Annotated in this window: 17 protein-coding genes; 11 read left to right on the forward strand and 6 right to left on the reverse strand. The window is 63.7% G+C overall.

The features are described from left to right. Positions 1 to 13 precede the first annotated feature (13 nt). The 7 genes from RIF85_RS04885 (at position 14) to RIF85_RS04915 (ending at position 4,142) form a co-directional block, all read left to right on the forward strand. On the forward strand, positions 14 to 943 hold the full coding sequence (locus tag RIF85_RS04885; RefSeq protein ID WP_309070791.1) for a carbohydrate kinase: 930 nt from the start codon (positions 14 to 16) through the stop codon (positions 941 to 943). Further along, entirely contained in the window at positions 940 to 1,467 is a 528-nt protein-coding gene (locus tag RIF85_RS04890; protein WP_309070792.1) for a YbhB/YbcL family Raf kinase inhibitor-like protein, read from the forward strand. The genes RIF85_RS04885 and RIF85_RS04890 overlap by 4 nt, the downstream gene beginning before the upstream one ends. A 24-nt stretch (positions 1,468 to 1,491) precedes the next feature. Next, positions 1,492 to 1,719 carry a zinc-ribbon domain-containing protein gene (locus RIF85_RS04895; RefSeq protein ID WP_309070793.1) on the forward strand — a complete coding sequence of 76 codons (228 nt, stop codon included), beginning with the start codon at positions 1,492 to 1,494 and terminating at the stop codon, positions 1,717 to 1,719. Between the two features lie 65 nt (positions 1,720 to 1,784). After that, positions 1,785 to 2,591 carry an HAD family hydrolase gene (locus RIF85_RS04900; RefSeq protein WP_309070794.1) on the forward strand — a complete coding sequence of 269 codons (807 nt, stop codon included), beginning with the start codon at positions 1,785 to 1,787 and terminating at the stop codon, positions 2,589 to 2,591. A 6-nt stretch (positions 2,592 to 2,597) separates the two neighbouring features. Next, positions 2,598 to 3,368, forward strand: a complete 771-nt coding sequence (locus RIF85_RS04905; RefSeq protein WP_309070795.1) for a glycerophosphodiester phosphodiesterase — start codon at positions 2,598 to 2,600, stop codon at positions 3,366 to 3,368. A 26-nt stretch (positions 3,369 to 3,394) separates the two neighbouring features. Then, a complete protein-coding gene (locus RIF85_RS04910; RefSeq protein WP_309070796.1) occupies positions 3,395 to 3,655 on the forward strand; it encodes a hypothetical protein in 261 nt (86 codons plus the stop codon). Between the two features lie 4 nt (positions 3,656 to 3,659). After that, positions 3,660 to 4,142, forward strand: a complete 483-nt coding sequence (locus RIF85_RS04915) for a MarR family winged helix-turn-helix transcriptional regulator (RefSeq protein ID WP_375164421.1) — start codon at positions 3,660 to 3,662, stop codon at positions 4,140 to 4,142. Positions 4,143 to 4,144: 2 nt separating this feature from the next. Here RIF85_RS04915 and RIF85_RS04920 read toward each other — a convergent pair whose 3' ends face one another. The 6 genes from RIF85_RS04920 to pgm all read right to left on the reverse strand — a co-directional run bounded on the left by RIF85_RS04920 (position 4,145) and on the right by pgm (position 10,784). Then, entirely contained in the window at positions 4,145 to 5,152 is a 1,008-nt protein-coding gene (locus RIF85_RS04920) for a phosphotransferase (RefSeq protein ID WP_309070797.1), read from the reverse strand. Further along, positions 5,149 to 5,856, reverse strand: coding sequence for an aspartate/glutamate racemase family protein (locus RIF85_RS04925; RefSeq protein ID WP_309070798.1), 708 nt, complete (start codon positions 5,854 to 5,856; stop codon positions 5,149 to 5,151). Before RIF85_RS04925 ends, RIF85_RS04920 begins: the two co-directional genes overlap by 4 nt. A gap of 112 nt (positions 5,857 to 5,968) precedes the next feature. After that, a complete protein-coding gene (locus RIF85_RS04930) occupies positions 5,969 to 6,799 on the reverse strand; it encodes a PRC and DUF2382 domain-containing protein (protein WP_309070799.1) in 831 nt (276 codons plus the stop codon). A 53-nt stretch (positions 6,800 to 6,852) separates the two neighbouring features. After that, complete coding sequence (locus RIF85_RS04935; protein WP_309070800.1) at positions 6,853 to 7,614, reverse strand: hypothetical protein; 762 nt, start codon at positions 7,612 to 7,614, stop codon at positions 6,853 to 6,855. A gap of 146 nt (positions 7,615 to 7,760) precedes the next feature. Then, entirely contained in the window at positions 7,761 to 9,089 is a 1,329-nt protein-coding gene (locus RIF85_RS04940; protein ID WP_309070801.1) for a solute carrier family 23 protein, read from the reverse strand. A gap of 63 nt (positions 9,090 to 9,152) precedes the next feature. Beyond that, entirely contained in the window at positions 9,153 to 10,784 is a 1,632-nt protein-coding gene (gene pgm / locus RIF85_RS04945; RefSeq protein WP_309070802.1) for a phosphoglucomutase (alpha-D-glucose-1,6-bisphosphate-dependent), read from the reverse strand. Positions 10,785 to 11,032: 248 nt separating this feature from the next. Between pgm and RIF85_RS04950 the strand changes: the two genes are divergently transcribed. The 4 genes from RIF85_RS04950 to RIF85_RS04965 form a co-directional block, all read left to right on the forward strand. Beyond that, on the forward strand, positions 11,033 to 12,478 hold the full coding sequence (locus RIF85_RS04950) for an extracellular solute-binding protein (RefSeq protein WP_309070803.1): 1,446 nt from the start codon (positions 11,033 to 11,035) through the stop codon (positions 12,476 to 12,478). Positions 12,479 to 12,564: 86 nt separating this feature from the next. Next, complete coding sequence (locus RIF85_RS04955; protein WP_309070807.1) at positions 12,565 to 13,434, forward strand: sugar ABC transporter permease; 870 nt, start codon at positions 12,565 to 12,567, stop codon at positions 13,432 to 13,434. An 11-nt stretch (positions 13,435 to 13,445) separates the two neighbouring features. Further along, positions 13,446 to 14,297 carry a carbohydrate ABC transporter permease gene (locus RIF85_RS04960; RefSeq protein WP_309070804.1) on the forward strand — a complete coding sequence of 284 codons (852 nt, stop codon included), beginning with the start codon at positions 13,446 to 13,448 and terminating at the stop codon, positions 14,295 to 14,297. Between the two features lie 27 nt (positions 14,298 to 14,324). Continuing rightward, the coding region (locus RIF85_RS04965) for a glycoside hydrolase family 32 protein (RefSeq protein WP_309070805.1) at positions 14,325 to 15,586 on the forward strand (1,262 nt) is incomplete at its 3' end.

Below are 15,586 nucleotides of genomic sequence, written 5' to 3' on the forward strand. Positions count from 1 at the left end.
CTAGGTTGAGACGGTGCTCACAGTAATCGGCGAAGCCCTTATCGACGAAGTTCTCAGCGACACAGCACCACCGCGTGCCCATGTCGGCGGCAGTCCCCTCAACGTGGCCGTGGGATTGGCGCGTCTTGGTCACGCCACCCAGTTCCTTGGACGTTTCGGAGACGACGAATTCGGCCGCCGGATCCACCGGCACCTTGCAGACAACGCCGTCCTGGCACCCTTACCCGCCGACTCCCACCCGACGAGCGTCGCTTCTGCACGCCTCGACCCCGCCGGGGGCGCCAGCTACGACTTCCAGCTCTCCTGGGAACTTCCGGGACTCGCGGCCCGCGATGATCTTTTCAACGGCACCACCCTTGTGCACACCGGTTCAATCGCCGCGATGCTGGAGCCCGGGGCCAGGGATGTCCTGACAGCAATCCGTCACGCACGTCCTTTCGCGACGATTTCCTACGACCCGAACTGCCGGCCGACCATCATCACGGACGCCGCTTACGCGCGCGAGCAGGCAGAGAAGTTCGTTGCCCTCGCCGATGTGGTGAAGGCCTCCGACGAGGACCTCGAGTGGTTGTATCCCGGACAGGATCACCGTGAATCCGCACGCCACTGGCTGGAACTGGGGCCCGCCGTCGTCGTCGTAACCCGCGGGTCCAAAGGACCGTGGGCCGTGGTGGACCGAGGGGAATGTGAGGTTCCCGCACCGCTGACCTCCGTGGTGGACACCGTCGGTGCGGGGGACTCCTTCATGGCGGCCCTGCTCAGCGCCCTGGTGGACCACGAGCTGGACGGTGCACAACGGCGGAATGAGTTGCGAACCCTGTCCGTTGAGCAGACACAAGGTGTCCTGGCGTTCGCCGCCGCTGCAGCGGCCGTAACGGTGTCACGCGCAGGTGCCAACCCGCCCACCCGAGATGAACTGAGAACACGAGGAGTGTACGCATGACCCGCGATCCTTACGCAGATCTTCCTGAGGTACCGTCCTTCACGCTCACGAGCAGCGACATAGCTGATAACCAGCCACTCGATATCAAGCACGCATCGGGGCGGATGGGCGCGGGAGGCCATGACGTCTCGCCGCAGCTGAGCTGGAGTGGGTTCCCGGAGGGCACCAAGAGCTTCGCGGTCACTGTGTACGATCCCGATGCCCCCACGGCCAGCGGCTTCTGGCACTGGGCGGTTTTCAATATTCCGGTCACCACCACGTCGATACCTTCCGGATCCGGTACCGAGGACGGCGCAGGCTTGCCGGACGGGGCAGTGCAGTTGAAGAACGACGGCGGTTTCCCCGGTTTTGTGGGCGCAGCACCTCCTGCCGGACACGGTCCGCACCACTATCACGTGGTGGTGCACGCGGTTGATGTCGAGCGCCTCGACGTACCCGCCGATGCGTCGAACGCCTACCTCGGCTTCAATTTGTTCTCCCACACGCTCGGCCGCGCGCGTATCGTGGGCACCTACGAACAATAGGCAGCCGACGCCGGGAGGCATGACATGTTGATTCTGTTTGGATTCAAGACCGCTGTGAAGGAACTTTTCCGTCGGCAGGCTGTCTGCCCCAACTGCGGGCAGCATGCCTCCCAGCGCGTTGACGAGCGCGCGTCGAAGTTCACGCTGTTCTTCATTCCGCTCTTCACCACCAGCCGCCGCTACTTTCGGACGTGTTCCTATTGCGGCATAACTGCACAGGTGTCGAAGAGTGAGATGAATGCGATTGCCTGACGGGGAGCCCACCCGTTCGTTCGGCTTGGGTAGGCTTGATACCTACCCAGGCTAGGAGTTTGAGCATGCGTTTGGTCGCCAGCGACATGGACGGCACGATTGTTGGCCATAATGGCCGGATCTCGGACCGGACGGTGCGTGCGTTCGAGGCATGCCTGGATTCGGGCGTCGAGGTGGTGTTCGTGACCGGACGTCCGCCGCGGTGGCTGCAACCCCTCCGGGAACTCGGGTTCAAGGGCACCGTCATCTGCTCCAACGGCGCGCTGACCTATGACCTGGGTCGTGAGGAAGTACTTGCCTCTCATCTCCTCGACGGGGAGAGCATCTTCGAAGCGCAAAGGATCATCCGCGACCTCTACCCGGCGGCGCGTTTCGCGGCCGAGACTGTGGAGAGCTTTCTCATTGAGCCGGGCTTCGCTGATCCGGGATCTGTTGAGCTGCTCGGCGCGACCGAGCCGCGGCCACTCCGCGACTCCCTCAACGGGGCCGGGGTCATCAAGTTCCTCGCGCGGGAGAACGGCATCACCCCGGACGAGTTCCTGCACCGGGTGGCTCCCGCCGTCGAACACCTCGTCGCCACGACGCATTCAGCGCCGAGCGTCCCCATGCTGGAAATGAGCGTGCCGGGGATCAACAAGTCGGTCACTCTCGCCCGGTACGCCGCCTCCCTTGGGATCGACCAGGCGGATGTCATCGCCTTCGGGGACATGCCCAACGACATTCAGATGCTGGACTGGGCCGGCCACGGCTATGCGATGGCGTCCGGCCACCCCGCAGCACTTGCGGCGGCGAACTTCCGTGCGCCGGCGTTCGACGACGACGGCGTGGCGCAGGTGCTTGAGGAGCGGCTCTCAGCGCTGAAGTCAGCCTGAAACGCCGTGGTGAAGCCGTACTTCGCTGCTGGCGGCCCTCTTGCCCTGTCACACCGCGGCTTCTCACGCGATGGCTGTGAGAACACCCTGGTCGCTATGGAAGCGGCCATCGACCTTGGTTTCCGGTACTTGGAGCTGGACGTACGTACTACACGCGACGGCGTCGTCGTCGTCTTCCACGACGAGCGCCTCGACCGGGTGACTGACGGGACCGGGCGGGTAGCAGACCATACCTTCGCTGAACTGGATGCAGTACGGGTCCGCGGTCGCGAAAGGATTCCCACGCTGGCCGAAGTGCTTGAGCGGTGGCCGCACGCGCGGTTGAATATCGATGTCAAAGATGACTTCTCTGTGCAGCCGTTTGCGGAGGTCATCGAAGCGGCCGGCGCCCATGACCGCGTGCTGGTTGCGTCGTTCTCGGATCGGCGTCGACTCAGGGTTCTCAAGCGGCTGAGTCGGCCGACAGCGTCGTCGGCCGGGATGGCTGTCAATGCGGTGATCAAGGTTCTCTCTCCGCTCGGTCTCGCGCAGTGGGTGGCGAGGCTGACGCGTGTTGACTGCCTACAAGTTCCGCGTCGATACCGAGGGCTGCCGGTGGTGACGCGCGCCTTCGTTGCACGTTGCCGTGCCGCGGGCATTCCCGTCCATGTCTGGACGATCAACGATCGTTCCGAAATGGAAGAACTGCTGGATCTGGGGGCCGGAGGACTGGTTTCCGACCGGGCCGATGTACTGGCGGGAGTAATGCGGCGTCGGGGGTATTGGCCGCACAGTTAGTGCACTAACTGTTAGGGCTATACTTGATGAAGGCGATCGAGCCCACCATCAGGAAGGCATCACACATGGCGGAGAAAATGCCGTTGTCGCATCGGTTTATGCGGGCGACGGGTCGACTGCGAATGTTCTTCGGTCCAGCAGATCAGGGCGGGTTGGACGGTCCGATCAAATATGCCGATGGTGCCGCCCATCAGCAGCGCCAGCAGGAACTGCAGCAATGGGACGTGGTTCGGAATGCTGATGGCTCGACCTACCTGGTGAAGCGCGGGGAGGACAAGGTTGACTGACACCATCACGCAGTCGCCCCGTAAGTCGTCGGAGGGATCCTCCGAGAATGTGCCGACGGATGATGACCTGCTCCTTGAGCGACAGCTGTGTTTCGCCCTGTCGGTCGCATCGAGGAGCGTTATCGGCGCGTACCGCCCGGTACTGGAGGAACTAAACCTCACCCATCCGCAGTATCTCGTGATGCTCGCGCTTTGGGAGAGCAGCCCACGAAGCGTGCGCGGAATAGGAGAGGCGCTCGCGATGGAGCCGGCTACCCTCTCGCCGATGCTCAAGCGTCTTGAGGCGAATGGGCTTGTGACGCGCCAGCGGGTGGTCGGCAATGAGCGGGCGCTCGCCGTCGGCCTCACCGGAGAGGGCAGGGCACTGCGGGAGCGTGCGCTGTCCGTTCCCGGCACCATGATGGCCAGGCTTGGGTTGTCACGGCAGCAGGCAGAAGACCTCAACCGGATGATGCGCGAGGTCATCGACGCTGCGCACGGCGCCTGAGACTAGAGGACAGGATCCGAGATCGACTGCAGGTAGTTCAGGGCATGCGGGCCGTACTCGCGCATTGATTCGTCATCGGCGTGGATGAGCAGGCGCAGCCAGGAGGCGTACCGGTTGAGGCGGCCAAGCTGGAGGGCCGGAACAAGCGCCTCCCTCAGGGCGGGGAGCGGCGCGTAAGCTGTCCACCGCTCGAGGTAGGCGGTCAGTACCCTGCGGACGCGGGCGTCGTCGGTCCCGGCCTCCCAGTCCTCCATCATGATTCCAAGGGGGACGTAGAGCGAGCTGAACGGATGGGCCCAGTAGGAATCCCCGAAGTCGCAGAACCGCAAGGGGTCCGTGCTTGAACCCGGTATGAAGGCGTTGTTGGGGTGCAGGTCGTTGTGCTCCAGGGACAGGGGCACACCCAGTCCGTTCAGCACGGCGGCTGCGTTTTCGATGGCGGGCACGCTGGCGTAGACACGATCCGCCTGTTCGGCGCTCAGGTACAGCGGATGGTTCTCGGGAAGTCCGCTGTGGAGGAGTAGTTGGTTACTGACGAAGTTGCCCGCAATTCCGGGCTCCAGTGAAGCAAGCCCTGCTCCCGCCAAACGTTCCCTGTGCGGAGCCACCTGCTGCTGCAGCTCCGCGAAATCTGTGACCACCCGCGCCCACAGGGCGTAATCCGAGGACTTCAGGGTGGCGAGGGTGGCCCCATGATCCGCGGTGAGCATCCAACCCCTGGTCGGCTCGATGGCCAGGGGCGCCACGACGCGCTCCGGCGCCAGCTCGGCCAGCGCCGCAACAATCGACGCTTCCTGGAACTGACCCGGATTATTCTCCTTGAACCAAAGCTTTCCGTGGTCCGTGGGAAAGGTGAGTTGCACTGACCAGAAGCGGATCCGTGGCTCACTCATCGGACCCGTTTGCTCGATATTGAGGGTGGCCAGGACCTGCGAGACCCACGACTGCGCCTTCGACTGCCAGTCAGCACTTCTCCAGAGATCGACCGGGTGCGCGGCGGGGGTAGTCACCGGATTATTGTGCCACTCAGCGCGGCGTCCACGGCCGCTTCGGCGTGAATCGCCGTCGTTGGAAACAGTGGGACGTTGGCGTCTTCCTGCGAGATCAGCAGTTCGATCTCGGTACAGCCCAGGATTACCCCCTCTGCGCCGCGCGACGCCAGGTCGGCGATGATTCGCTGGTACTCCTTCCGGGAATCGTCGGATACAGTTCCCACGCAGAGTTCGTCATAAATAACCCGGTGTATGAGTGCGCGGTCCTCCTGGTCAGGAACGAGCACCTGCAGCCCATGGGCGGACAGTCCGTCACGATAAAAGTCCTGCTCCATGGTGAAGGCCGTTCCCAGCAGGCCCACCGTCGTCGTGCCTGTCTTCTTCACCGCGCTCGCCGTCGCGTCGAGCAGGTTGATGAACGGAATACTGATCGCCTGCTCAATCGCAGGAGCCACCTTGTGCATGGTGTTGGTGCACAGCACGAGCAGTTCGGCGCCGCCACGTTCGAGTTCAACGGCAGCCGCTGCCAGGGCAGCACCGGCCTCTTCCCAGCGACCGCTGACCTGTTTCTCCTCGATGGGGGCGAAGTCAACCGACCTCACGAGGCAGTCGGCAGAATGGAGTCCGCCGAGTCGGTCCCTGACCATCTCGTTGACCAGGCGGTAGTACTCCGCCGTGCTTTCCCAGCTCATGCCCCCAAGCATGCCGATGCGCAACATCATCCCATTCTGACAGGCGGGTCCGGCGCGGGACCACGGTAGGCGAGGATGGCCCGTCACAGCAACGGCCCACCTCCCGAAGGAGGTGGGCCGTTTGCCTGTCGTGGGGTGCTAGCTAGCGACCGTCACGGATGCCATCGACGTCGTCGGTGTCGATCTGCTCCTTGCGAACTTCCTCATTGACGGTGTGCTGCTCAGTGACGGTTTCCTTGTCGAGGCGAACCCGCTCCACAGGAACGGCTTCCTTCTCGACGACCGGGCGCTCCTCGTGGAGAACAACTTCGTGCTCTTCCTCGCTGATGGCGGGGCCGGCGTAGGCTTCGTCCCGGTTGGCGTCAGTGATCGGCTCGCGTTCGATGCGGACCTCTTCGCGCTGCACGGGAACCGTCTTGGTGACGTTCTCCGTGACGACGTACTTGCGCAGGCGTGCACGGCCGGCCTCACGGCGCTCCGTACCGACGTGGAGCTGCTCCTCGGAACGGGTCATCGCGTCGTCGGTGGTGGGACCGGACGTGTCGTGTCCAACGGTGGCACGGTCGGACTCGTAGTCAGTGCGGCTGGAGTCGTAGTCACCGGTGGTGCCGGTGGTGTAGTTGGCGCTGTCACCGTCGTATCCGCCGGCTCCACCGGCCGAGATGCCGTAGTAGCGGTAGAGCTCACTCTCCTCCTGCTCGCTCAGGTGGCCGTCCGGTGCCACGTTGGGGGCATCCTTCACCTTGGCTTTGGAGTAACCGATGCGAACGTCGTGACCCTCGAGCGAGGCTCCTTCGAGGGGTGCGAAGGATTCGTTCGAGCCGAAGAGGCCGGTGTTGACTGTGACCCAGCTCGGGTTTCCGGTGTGATCGTCGACGTAGATCTGCCCGACTGAGCCGATCTTGTCGCCGTCGTTATCGATGACCTTGCCGCCGGATTCGAGGATCTGCGAGATGTTGTCCTGGGAAATCATGTTTTTCTCCTTTTCAGTGGTGGTGCATGGGTACTGCGATGGGAGTTCTGCGATCAGACGCGGTGTGCGCCGGATTTATTGGGTTGGTTCGTGGCCTTGGCCTTCTCGGTAGCTCCCTTGAGCTGCTGCGAGGCCGAGGGTGAGTTCTGGGCCTCGGCCTTGAGGCGGGGCGCTTCCTCTTCTGCCTTGTTGAGGTAGTGCTCCCAGCGCTGGGACATCGGCTTGATCAGGCCACCGCCGACGCCGACGATGATCACTCCGACAACCGCCGAAAGGACGGCGATGAGGATAGGGGTGGTGACGGTGGTAGCGATTTCCACCTGGTTCAGGGCGGCGATGATGCCCAGACCGAGGATGAAGATGCTAGCGATGTTCGCCAGAACTTTGCCGTAGGAGAGCCCGCCGAGGGTGTTCTGGATGAGGCTCTTGACCGCTGCAGCGATGGCTGCAGCAATGATCACGATGATGATTGCAACGATGATCTTCGGCAGGAAGGCAATGATGCCACGCAGCAGGTCGCTGACCGGATTCGGTCCGAAGACCCCGAAGGCGAACTGCAGGACGAACAGAACGAGCGTGTAGTAGACGATCTTGGCGATGATGTCGCTCGCGTCCAGTGAGGACTTCGCAAGCGCCTTCTTGACTCCGCCGCGCTCGACGGCCCGGTCGAAGCCGACCCGCTCGAGGAGCTTGGACAGTGCCTTGGAGATTGCCTTGGCGATCAGCAGCCCGACAATCAGGATGACCAGGAACAGCAGCAGCTTTGGAACGAATTCCACGACCGTGGCCAGGCCGCTTCTGAGGGTTTCTTCCATCAATGCCTCCGAGGTGGGGAACATCGGCCGAGCCCCGGGGAGACAACATGCCGATCTGGTGTTCACACACTAGCCACAAAAACGGGTAATAGGAAGCCTACTGATTACTAGGTTGCCGTGGTATACCCTTCGGAGCTTGTGAGAATTTACCCGAGTTTGGACGGCCGCGTGCCGTGGTCTTCCGCCTCAATCTCGTCGGGCCCGGCGACGTGTTCGCTACCCCGTACCCGCGCAATTGCGCTCATTCCGTGGAAAATAAGGAGCGTCGCCGCAGTCCCCAGCGCAATTCCCTCGAAGGTCAGCGCACCGACAGTCCAGGTGAAGTTGGCAATGCCCACCACCAACGCGACGCCCGCCGTCGATAGGTTGATTGGATTCGAAAAATCGACCCTGTTCTGGACCCAGATGCGCACCCCGAGGATGCCGATCATGCCGTAGAGCACGACGCCGGCACCCCCCAGTACGCCGGCAGGAACCGTTGCGATGAGCGCCCCGAACTTAGGGAAGAGGCTGAGGAGCACAGCGATGATTCCGGCGACCCAGTAGGCGGCGGTTGAGTACACGCGTGACGCGGCCATGACGCCGATATTCTCGGCGTACGTGGTGGTGCCGGACCCTCCGCCGGACCCCGCGAGGACGGTAGCCAGGCCGTCCGCCATGAGTGCGCGACCTGTGATCGGATCCAGGTCGCGGTTTGTCATTGCGGCAACCGACTTCACGTGGCCAATATTCTCAGCCACCAGAACAAGGACCACCGGCACGAACAGCCCGACCACGGAAAGGTGGAATTCCGGCGTCATGAACGCCGGCAGGCCGAACCACGCGGCATCGTTGATCGCGGTGAAGTCCACTTCACCGCGCAGTACGGCTACGAGGTACCCGACCAGCACGCCGATGAGGATGGACAGGCGGCCCAAGATCCCCTTGAAGAGCACGGTGACCAACAGGATCGAGGCGACCGTGACGAGAGCGGTCACGGGAGCCTGCTCGAAGCTGGCTTTCGCGGTCGGAGCAAGGTTGAGGCCGATCAGGGCGACGATCGCACCCGTGACGATTGGCGGCATCAAGACCTGAATCCACCGCGCGCCGGCCCAGTGGACCACCAATCCGATCAGGGCCAGGACGACACCTGCCATGACAACGCCACCCAGTGCGCCCGCCGGACCGTGTTGACTCTGAGCCGCAGCGATCGGCGCGATGAATGCGAAGCTCGACCCGAGGTAACTGGGGACCCTGCCTGCCGTGATGACCAGGAAAAGCAGGGTCCCCAGCCCCGAGAAGAGCAGGGTGGTGGACGGCGGGAAGCCGGTCAACAGCGGCACCAGGAACGTTGCACCGAACATCGCAACAACGTGCTGTGCGCCGATGCCGACGGTCCGAGGCCAGCTCAGCCTCTCATCGGGTGCGACGAACCGCCCTGGCTGCACGTTGCGACCGTCTCCGTGCAGCGTCCAGTTCGTTCCGAGTCTGCTCATGGCGGTGCCTTCCGGGGATTGGGGGATCTCCGGAAATCCTACGCGAGAAAGGCCCCCGGGAGGTCAGGCGATTACACCGTCCACCAGGGCTTTGGCTTCCTCCTGCACGCGCCTTAAATGGTCCGCGCCAAGGAAAGACTCTGCGTAGATTTTGTAGACGTCCTCTGTTCCTGAGGGGCGCGCAGCGAACCAGGCATTCTCGGTGGTGACCTTGAGCCCGCCGATCGGCGCACCATTGCCGGGCGCTTCAGTCAGGCGTGCGGTGATTTCTTCCCCCGCCAGGGTGGTCGCTGCCACGTCCGACGGCGACAGCTTGCCCAGCGCCGACTTCTGTTCGCGCGTAGCGGCGGCATCGATCCGCGCGTAGACGGGGGAACCGAATCGCTGGGTAAGGCCCTCATAGTGCTGCGACGGGGTGCGCCCGGAGACAGCCGTGATCTCCGCCGCAAGGAGCGCGAGGAGAATACCGTCCTTGTCGGTACTCCAGGCTGAACCATCATGGCGGAGGAAGGACGCGCCGGCTGACTCCTCTCCGCCGAAGCCCACTTCACCGGACACGAGCCCGGGAACAAACCACTTGAAGCCGACCGGAACTTCCTCGAGCACCCGGCCAAGATCAGCGGCGACTCGGTCAATGATCGACGAGGAGACCAGTGTCTTGCCGATCATCGCGTCCTGTCGCCACTGCGGGCGGTTCCGGTACAGGTAGTCGATGGCGACGGCGAGGTAGTGGTTGGGATTCATCAGGCCGGAATCCGGGGTGACGATGCCGTGGCGGTCCGCGTCGGCGTCGTTGCCTGTGGAGATGTCGTAGTCCGTTGCCCGTTTGATCAGCGAGGCCATGGCGTGGGGGGAAGAGCAGTCCATACGGATTTTCTCGTCCCAATCGAGGGTCATGAACGCCCATTGCGGGTCGACGGTTGGGTTCACCACGGTGAGGTCGAGGTTGTGCCGCTCCCCGATGGCACCCCAGTAATCGACCGATGCCCCGCCCATGGGATCAGCACCGATGCGCACGCCCGCACTTCGGATCGCTTCAAGGTTCAACACATTCGGCAGATCTTCGACGTAGTGCTGGAGGAAGTCATACGTACCGATGGAGTCCGCCTGCTGGGCCTGGGCGGTGGGGAGGCGCTTGACATCACGCAGGTCATTCTCGAGCAGTTCATTGGCGCGGGCTGCGATCCAGTTGGTGGCGTCGGAGTCCGCGGGCCCGCCGTGAGGTGGGTTGTACTTGAAGCCGCCGTCGGCAGGGGGATTGTGCGAAGGAGTGATGACAATGCCGTCTGCCCGGTCCGTTCGTGAACCGTTGTAGGCAAGGATGGCGTGCGAGAGAGCCGGGGTGGGCGTGTAAGCGCCGCGTGCGTCGATGCGAACGGCCACGTTGTTGGCGGCGAGCACCTCGAGGGCCGTGTTCTGGGCGGGTTCGGACAGGGCGTGCGTGTCCTTGCCCATGAACAGCGGGCCGGTGATTCCTTGGCCTGCCCGATACTCAACTATCGCCTGTGTGATCGCGGCGATGTGGCCTTCGTTGAAGGATGACTTCAGGGACGACCCGCGGTGGCCGGACGTCCCGAAGGCTACCCTCTGGGCCGGGTCCGTCAGATCGGGTTTGGAATCAAAGTACGCGTCCAGAAGGGCGCCTACATCAACGAGGTCGCTGGGTTGGGCAACGGTGCCTGCTCGATTAGCCATGGGACCAAGCATGCCATCGTGTGCCATCTGCTGGGTGGGATGACCGCAAATTTCGTCACCTCGCGCGGTTATCCCGTCCTTTCGAGCATCGAGTGGGCGCTGGCAACCTTCGTTCGGCTTGAGAGTTGTCCTCAGCGCCCACTCGATGCGGGGTGGCCATCAGCTCGGCGAAGTCCTTCAAATGTGACCCTTGACACGTGTCAGGTGCGGCGAGTAGCCTTCCTAACACGTGTTAGAAAGGATCGACGATGACGTCCACGCAATCATCCGGGCAGGGCAACTCCACTCTCGCCCGAGCCGGCGACCTGTCACGGCGCACCCTCCTCGGAGCCCTCGGCATCGGCGCCGTTGGGGCAACGGTTGGCGCCTGGCCGAGGCTCACCGGCGCCGATATCCCCGGCCGAAACAGCACAGCACTCAACGTGGCGATCCTGGGTACCTCGGCCGACGCCGCTGCCCGCCAGGCCCTTGTCGACGAGTTCACGAGCCTGCATCCGGATATCCCGGTTCGCATCCAGGCAATCCAGGGCGCTGACTGGCGTGACTTCTTCTCCAAGATCCTCACCATGGTCGCTGCCGGGAACCCGCCCGACGTCGTCTACGTCGCTACCGAGGGCGCCCAGCTGTTCGCCAAGAAACTGGCCGAACCGCTCGATCCCTATCTGACGCGCGACGCCGCGGACATTCAGGAGTACTTCCAGGACGTCCACCCCAGCCTCATCGAGGCGTTCATGTACCGCGGCAGCCTCTACCAGCTGCCGCTGGACTGGAACGCCGCCAACATGTACCTGAACACCAGCGCCCTCCAGCGCGCAGGGCTCGACAGGCCAGCCGACGACTGGACCAACGAGGACTTCACGGCGGTCATGCGCGCCATGAAGTCGACGACGGACGGCAGCTTCACTCCCTACTACTGGACCAACCGCCTCTTCGGCGGAGTGGTCCCATGGCTGTACGCGAATGACACCAGCTTCCTCGCGGAGGAGAAGGCGACCGGAGGCGACTGGTTTTGGGACCGCTTCTACTCGAAAGACCCCACCCGATCCCTTCGCAGCGGCGGCTATCTCTGGGAGACACCGAACGCAGAGGACCCCCGGGTCATCGAGACCTTCGATTACCTACGGGAACTCGTCGCGGAAGGCCTGGGTGTGCGGCCTGAGGGAGGCGGCGGCAACGCACTGGTTGGCCTCTTCGCCAGCAGCCGTATCGGCGCAACCCCCGCCGGAGGCTACTGGGTGCAGGGTCTTCATGAGGCCGGCATGGGTGCCGATGACTTCGACGTCCAGTTCTTCCCCCGCTGGCGCACCCAGAGGCACCAGTTCGGTGCTGCGGGCTACGCGATCATGCGTACCGCCAAGGACAAGGACGCAGCCTGGGAATGGGTGAAGTTCTGCGCGTCCAAGCCCGCCATGGAGCTTGCGTTCCCGACACCTAACACCACGCCTACGCGGCGCTCAATGGTGAACCAGTCCCTGTACGCATCGACTGGACCGGAGCACTGGAAGGTCTTCTACGACACCCTCGACCGCTTCCCGACCTCCGGACCCATTCCCGCCCCACCCCAGCAGGCCGCTGTGGAAACCGCCCTTATGAAGAACGTCTCGGTTGCTGTCAGTGGGTCGTCCGCCCAGGTGCGCTCCGCGATGGGAAGCCTGCAGCGTGACCTCGAACTTGCACTGAGGAGCAACCAATGAGCGCCCCAACACTCAAAACCCCATCCAACCCGACGACGACGGCGGCACCCGCGGCACGAAAACGGTCCACACGGCAGAACAAGTCCATGGCGGAACGCCTGATTGCACCGCTTTTCCTCGCCCCCACCGTGATCGGCATGGCCATCTTCACGATCGTGCCCATCCTCGCCTCAGTCCTGCTGGCCTTCTTCCGCTGGGACATCATCTCCGCCCCCGAGTTCGTGGGATTCAGCAACTTCGCTGACATCGTGAGCGACCCAACCGTCCGGGTCTCCTTCCTCAACACGATCGTCTTCGTGATTGTGGCGGTGACGCTGCAGCTCGGAATTGCCATGGTGCTCGCCGTCGCAATCCAGGGCAGGATGCCCAACTGGCTGCGGGTCTTCTTCCGTTCGGCCTTCTTCTTCCCACTGATTCTCTCGGCAGCATCCGTGTCCATCTTCATGGGCTACCTGTTCAATGAGCAGTTCGGCGTCGTGAACTGGATGCTTTCCGTGGTCGGCGTTCCGGCGGTTCCGTGGCTGACCACCTCAGGTGGGGCCGCCGCCGTCGTCGTGCTGGTGTATGTGTGGCAGAACTTCGGGTTCTCGTTCCTGCTTTTTGTCGGTGGGCTGGCTTCAATACCCAAGGAGCTTCACGAGGCCTCAGCCCTCGACGGAGCCACCGGGTGGCGGCAGTTCGTCAATGTCACCCTGCCGCTCCTGAGCCCCACCGTTCTGGTGGCTTCCGTCATGGCGATCATCAGCGCCCTGCAGGTGTTCGACCAGCCATACGTCCTGACCCGCGGCGGACCTGGCGACAGCACGCGGACTGCGGTGATGGTCATCTTCGAGTCGGCGTTTCAGCAGCTCGAGTTCGGACGGGCCTCCGCCATCGGGCTGGTGCTCATGATGCTCATCATGGCCATCACAGCTCTCCAGTTCCGGCTCAGCCGCCGATTCGTCTTTTACCAGTGAGGAACCCGAGCATGAGCACCCTGATCCAACCCCGCAAGACCCGCCTGCCCCGTCCCGGCACCGCCCTCCGGATCGCCGTCCTCCTGGTGGCCGCAGCACTGACGCTCGGCCCGGTCCTGTGGACACTGTCCACGTCGCTCCGGACGCCGTCGGAGTCCTTCAACCTCCCCCCGCAGTTCCTGCCGCTCAACCCCGACTTCTCCTCCTACGCCCAGGTCTTCCAGCAGGTAGACATGATCCTCCTGGTGCTGAACAGCGCCCTGGTGACCCTCCTGATCGCCGTAGGGCAGATGACGACGGCGGCGCTCGCCGGCTACGCCTTCGCCCGCCTGAGCTTCAAGGGCAAGAACGCACTGTTCTCGATTGTGCTGGCCACCATGATGGTTCCGGTGCAGGTGACGATCGTGCCGGTTTTCATGCTGATCCGCGGCATGGGACTGTCCGATACCCTCCTGGCGCTGATCCTTCCCGCCATCCCCACCGCGTTCGGTACCTTCCTGATGCGGCAGTACTTTCTGGGACTGCCGAATGATTTCGCGGAGGCGGCATCCCTTGACGGCGCTTCCCCGTGGCGCACGTTCCGTTCCGTCTACGCACCGCTGGCAGTGCCCGGGATGGCGATCGTGGGCATCCTGGCCTTCAACTTCCACTGGAACGAGTTCTTCCGGCCACTGATCCTGACCATCTCCCAGGAGAACTACACCCTCCCGCTTGGGCTGGTCACGCTGCAGGGCAACCTCGGCACCGGCAGCATCTCCGTTGTGCTTGCCGGCGTCATCCTCTCCATGATCCCCGCGCTGGTGGTCTTCATCTTCGGCCAGCGAACCCTTCGCGAAGGCCTGACCGCCGGCGCCAGCAAGTAGTAACGAAAACACACGCAAAGGAACTCTGTGAACTCCCTCGTACCTCCCGCCGTCGCCGTCGATCGGGCCTTTCCGGCCCTTCATCCCCGACCCCGTCAGGGCTGGCTCAATGACCCGAACGGCATCTGCTACCGCAATGGGCGCTGGCATGTCTTCTTCCAGCACAATCCGGACTCTGCCCGGCATTCCGCTATCGCGTGGGGCCACGTCAGCTCATCGGACCTGCTGAGCTGGGACATCGAGCCCATTGCGCTTCGGCCGCAGGCCGGCGGTCCCGACGCGGCCGGCTGCTGGTCCGGTGTCATGGCCGACGACGACGGCGTCCCCACAGCCGTATACAGCGGCGTTCAGGACCACAGCGGAAAGTCACAGGTCACCCTCGCACGTGGTTCCGCTGACCTGCGCACCTGGACGCAAGGCGGAGAGGTGGCTGCCGGCATGCCGGCCGATCCTTCGGTCACCGACGTTCGCGATCCTTTCCTCTTCAACTGGGGAGGTACCCGGTATGCCATTCAAGGTGCCGGCCTCTCGGACGGCCGCGGCGCCCTGTTGCTCTACGACGCCACGAACCTCTCAGCCTGGACGTACCTGGACATCTGGTTGACCACCGGACATCCCGCCGCGGCCCGAGCGCAGGCGAACATCTGGGAATGCCCCCAGCTGGTTCAAATCGACGGTCGCTGGGTTCTGATTGTCTCCCTCTGGAAGCGGCAGAACGGAGCACATCACCTTTCCGGGGTGGCGCATCTGATCGGTTCCATGAACGACGACGGCGCAGGTCGCCCCATCTTCGAACCGGACTCTTGCGCATCGACCGATGATGGGCCCGACTTCTACGCTCCGCAGGCCGTCCAGACCGAGGACCGTGTTCTGCTGTGGGGTTGGTCCTGGGAATCGCGGACTCCCGAGGAGGTCGACGCTGCGGGGTGGGCCGGAATGCTCACCCTGCCGCGGGAGCTGCGGATTGTCGGTGACTCATTGGTTGTGGAACCCGCGCGGGAACTGGTGGGTTACCGCCGTCGTGTGCTTGAGTCCAGTGCCGTGACGGATCTGCCGTCGGCAGCAGAGGCTGCCGTCTCGCCGCGCGGGGCCGTGCGGGTGGCGCTGAACCTGGTGTCGCCGTCGGGCCTCCGTGAGGTGTATGCGGCGGAAACCGAACGTTGCCTACGGATCCTGATCGATGCGTCGATCGTGGAGGTCTACCGGGAAGGTTCCACCGCTGTGACGTTCCGCGCCTATCCGGCGCCGGATGAGGAGTGGCAGCTGACCGTCTCCGGCGATGCCGGGAT

This window comes from Arthrobacter sp. (assembly GCF_031179385.1).
GTDB lineage: Bacteria > Actinomycetota > Actinomycetes > Actinomycetales > Micrococcaceae > Arthrobacter_D.

Coding starts and splice junctions, on each gene's coding strand:
- RIF85_RS04890 (WP_309070792.1), top strand. CDS start 940: ATGACCCGCGATCCTTACGCAGATCTTCCTGAGGTACCGTCCTTCACG.
- RIF85_RS04895 (WP_309070793.1), top strand. CDS start 1,492: ATGTTGATTCTGTTTGGATTCAAGACCGCTGTGAAGGAACTTTTCCGT.
- RIF85_RS04900 (WP_309070794.1), top strand. CDS start 1,785: ATGCGTTTGGTCGCCAGCGACATGGACGGCACGATTGTTGGCCATAAT.
- RIF85_RS04910 (WP_309070796.1), top strand. CDS start 3,395: ATGAAGGCGATCGAGCCCACCATCAGGAAGGCATCACACATGGCGGAG.
- RIF85_RS04925 (WP_309070798.1), bottom strand. CDS start 5,856: ATGATGTTGCGCATCGGCATGCTTGGGGGCATGAGCTGGGAAAGCACG.
- RIF85_RS04930 (WP_309070799.1), bottom strand. CDS start 6,799: ATGATTTCCCAGGACAACATCTCGCAGATCCTCGAATCCGGCGGCAAG.
- RIF85_RS04935 (WP_309070800.1), bottom strand. CDS start 7,614: ATGGAAGAAACCCTCAGAAGCGGCCTGGCCACGGTCGTGGAATTCGTT.
- RIF85_RS04940 (WP_309070801.1), bottom strand. CDS start 9,089: ATGAGCAGACTCGGAACGAACTGGACGCTGCACGGAGACGGTCGCAAC.
- pgm (WP_309070802.1), bottom strand. CDS start 10,784: ATGGCTAATCGAGCAGGCACCGTTGCCCAACCCAGCGACCTCGTTGAT.
- RIF85_RS04950 (WP_309070803.1), top strand. CDS start 11,033: ATGACGTCCACGCAATCATCCGGGCAGGGCAACTCCACTCTCGCCCGA.
- RIF85_RS04955 (WP_309070807.1), top strand. CDS start 12,565: ATGGCGGAACGCCTGATTGCACCGCTTTTCCTCGCCCCCACCGTGATC.
- RIF85_RS04960 (WP_309070804.1), top strand. CDS start 13,446: ATGAGCACCCTGATCCAACCCCGCAAGACCCGCCTGCCCCGTCCCGGC.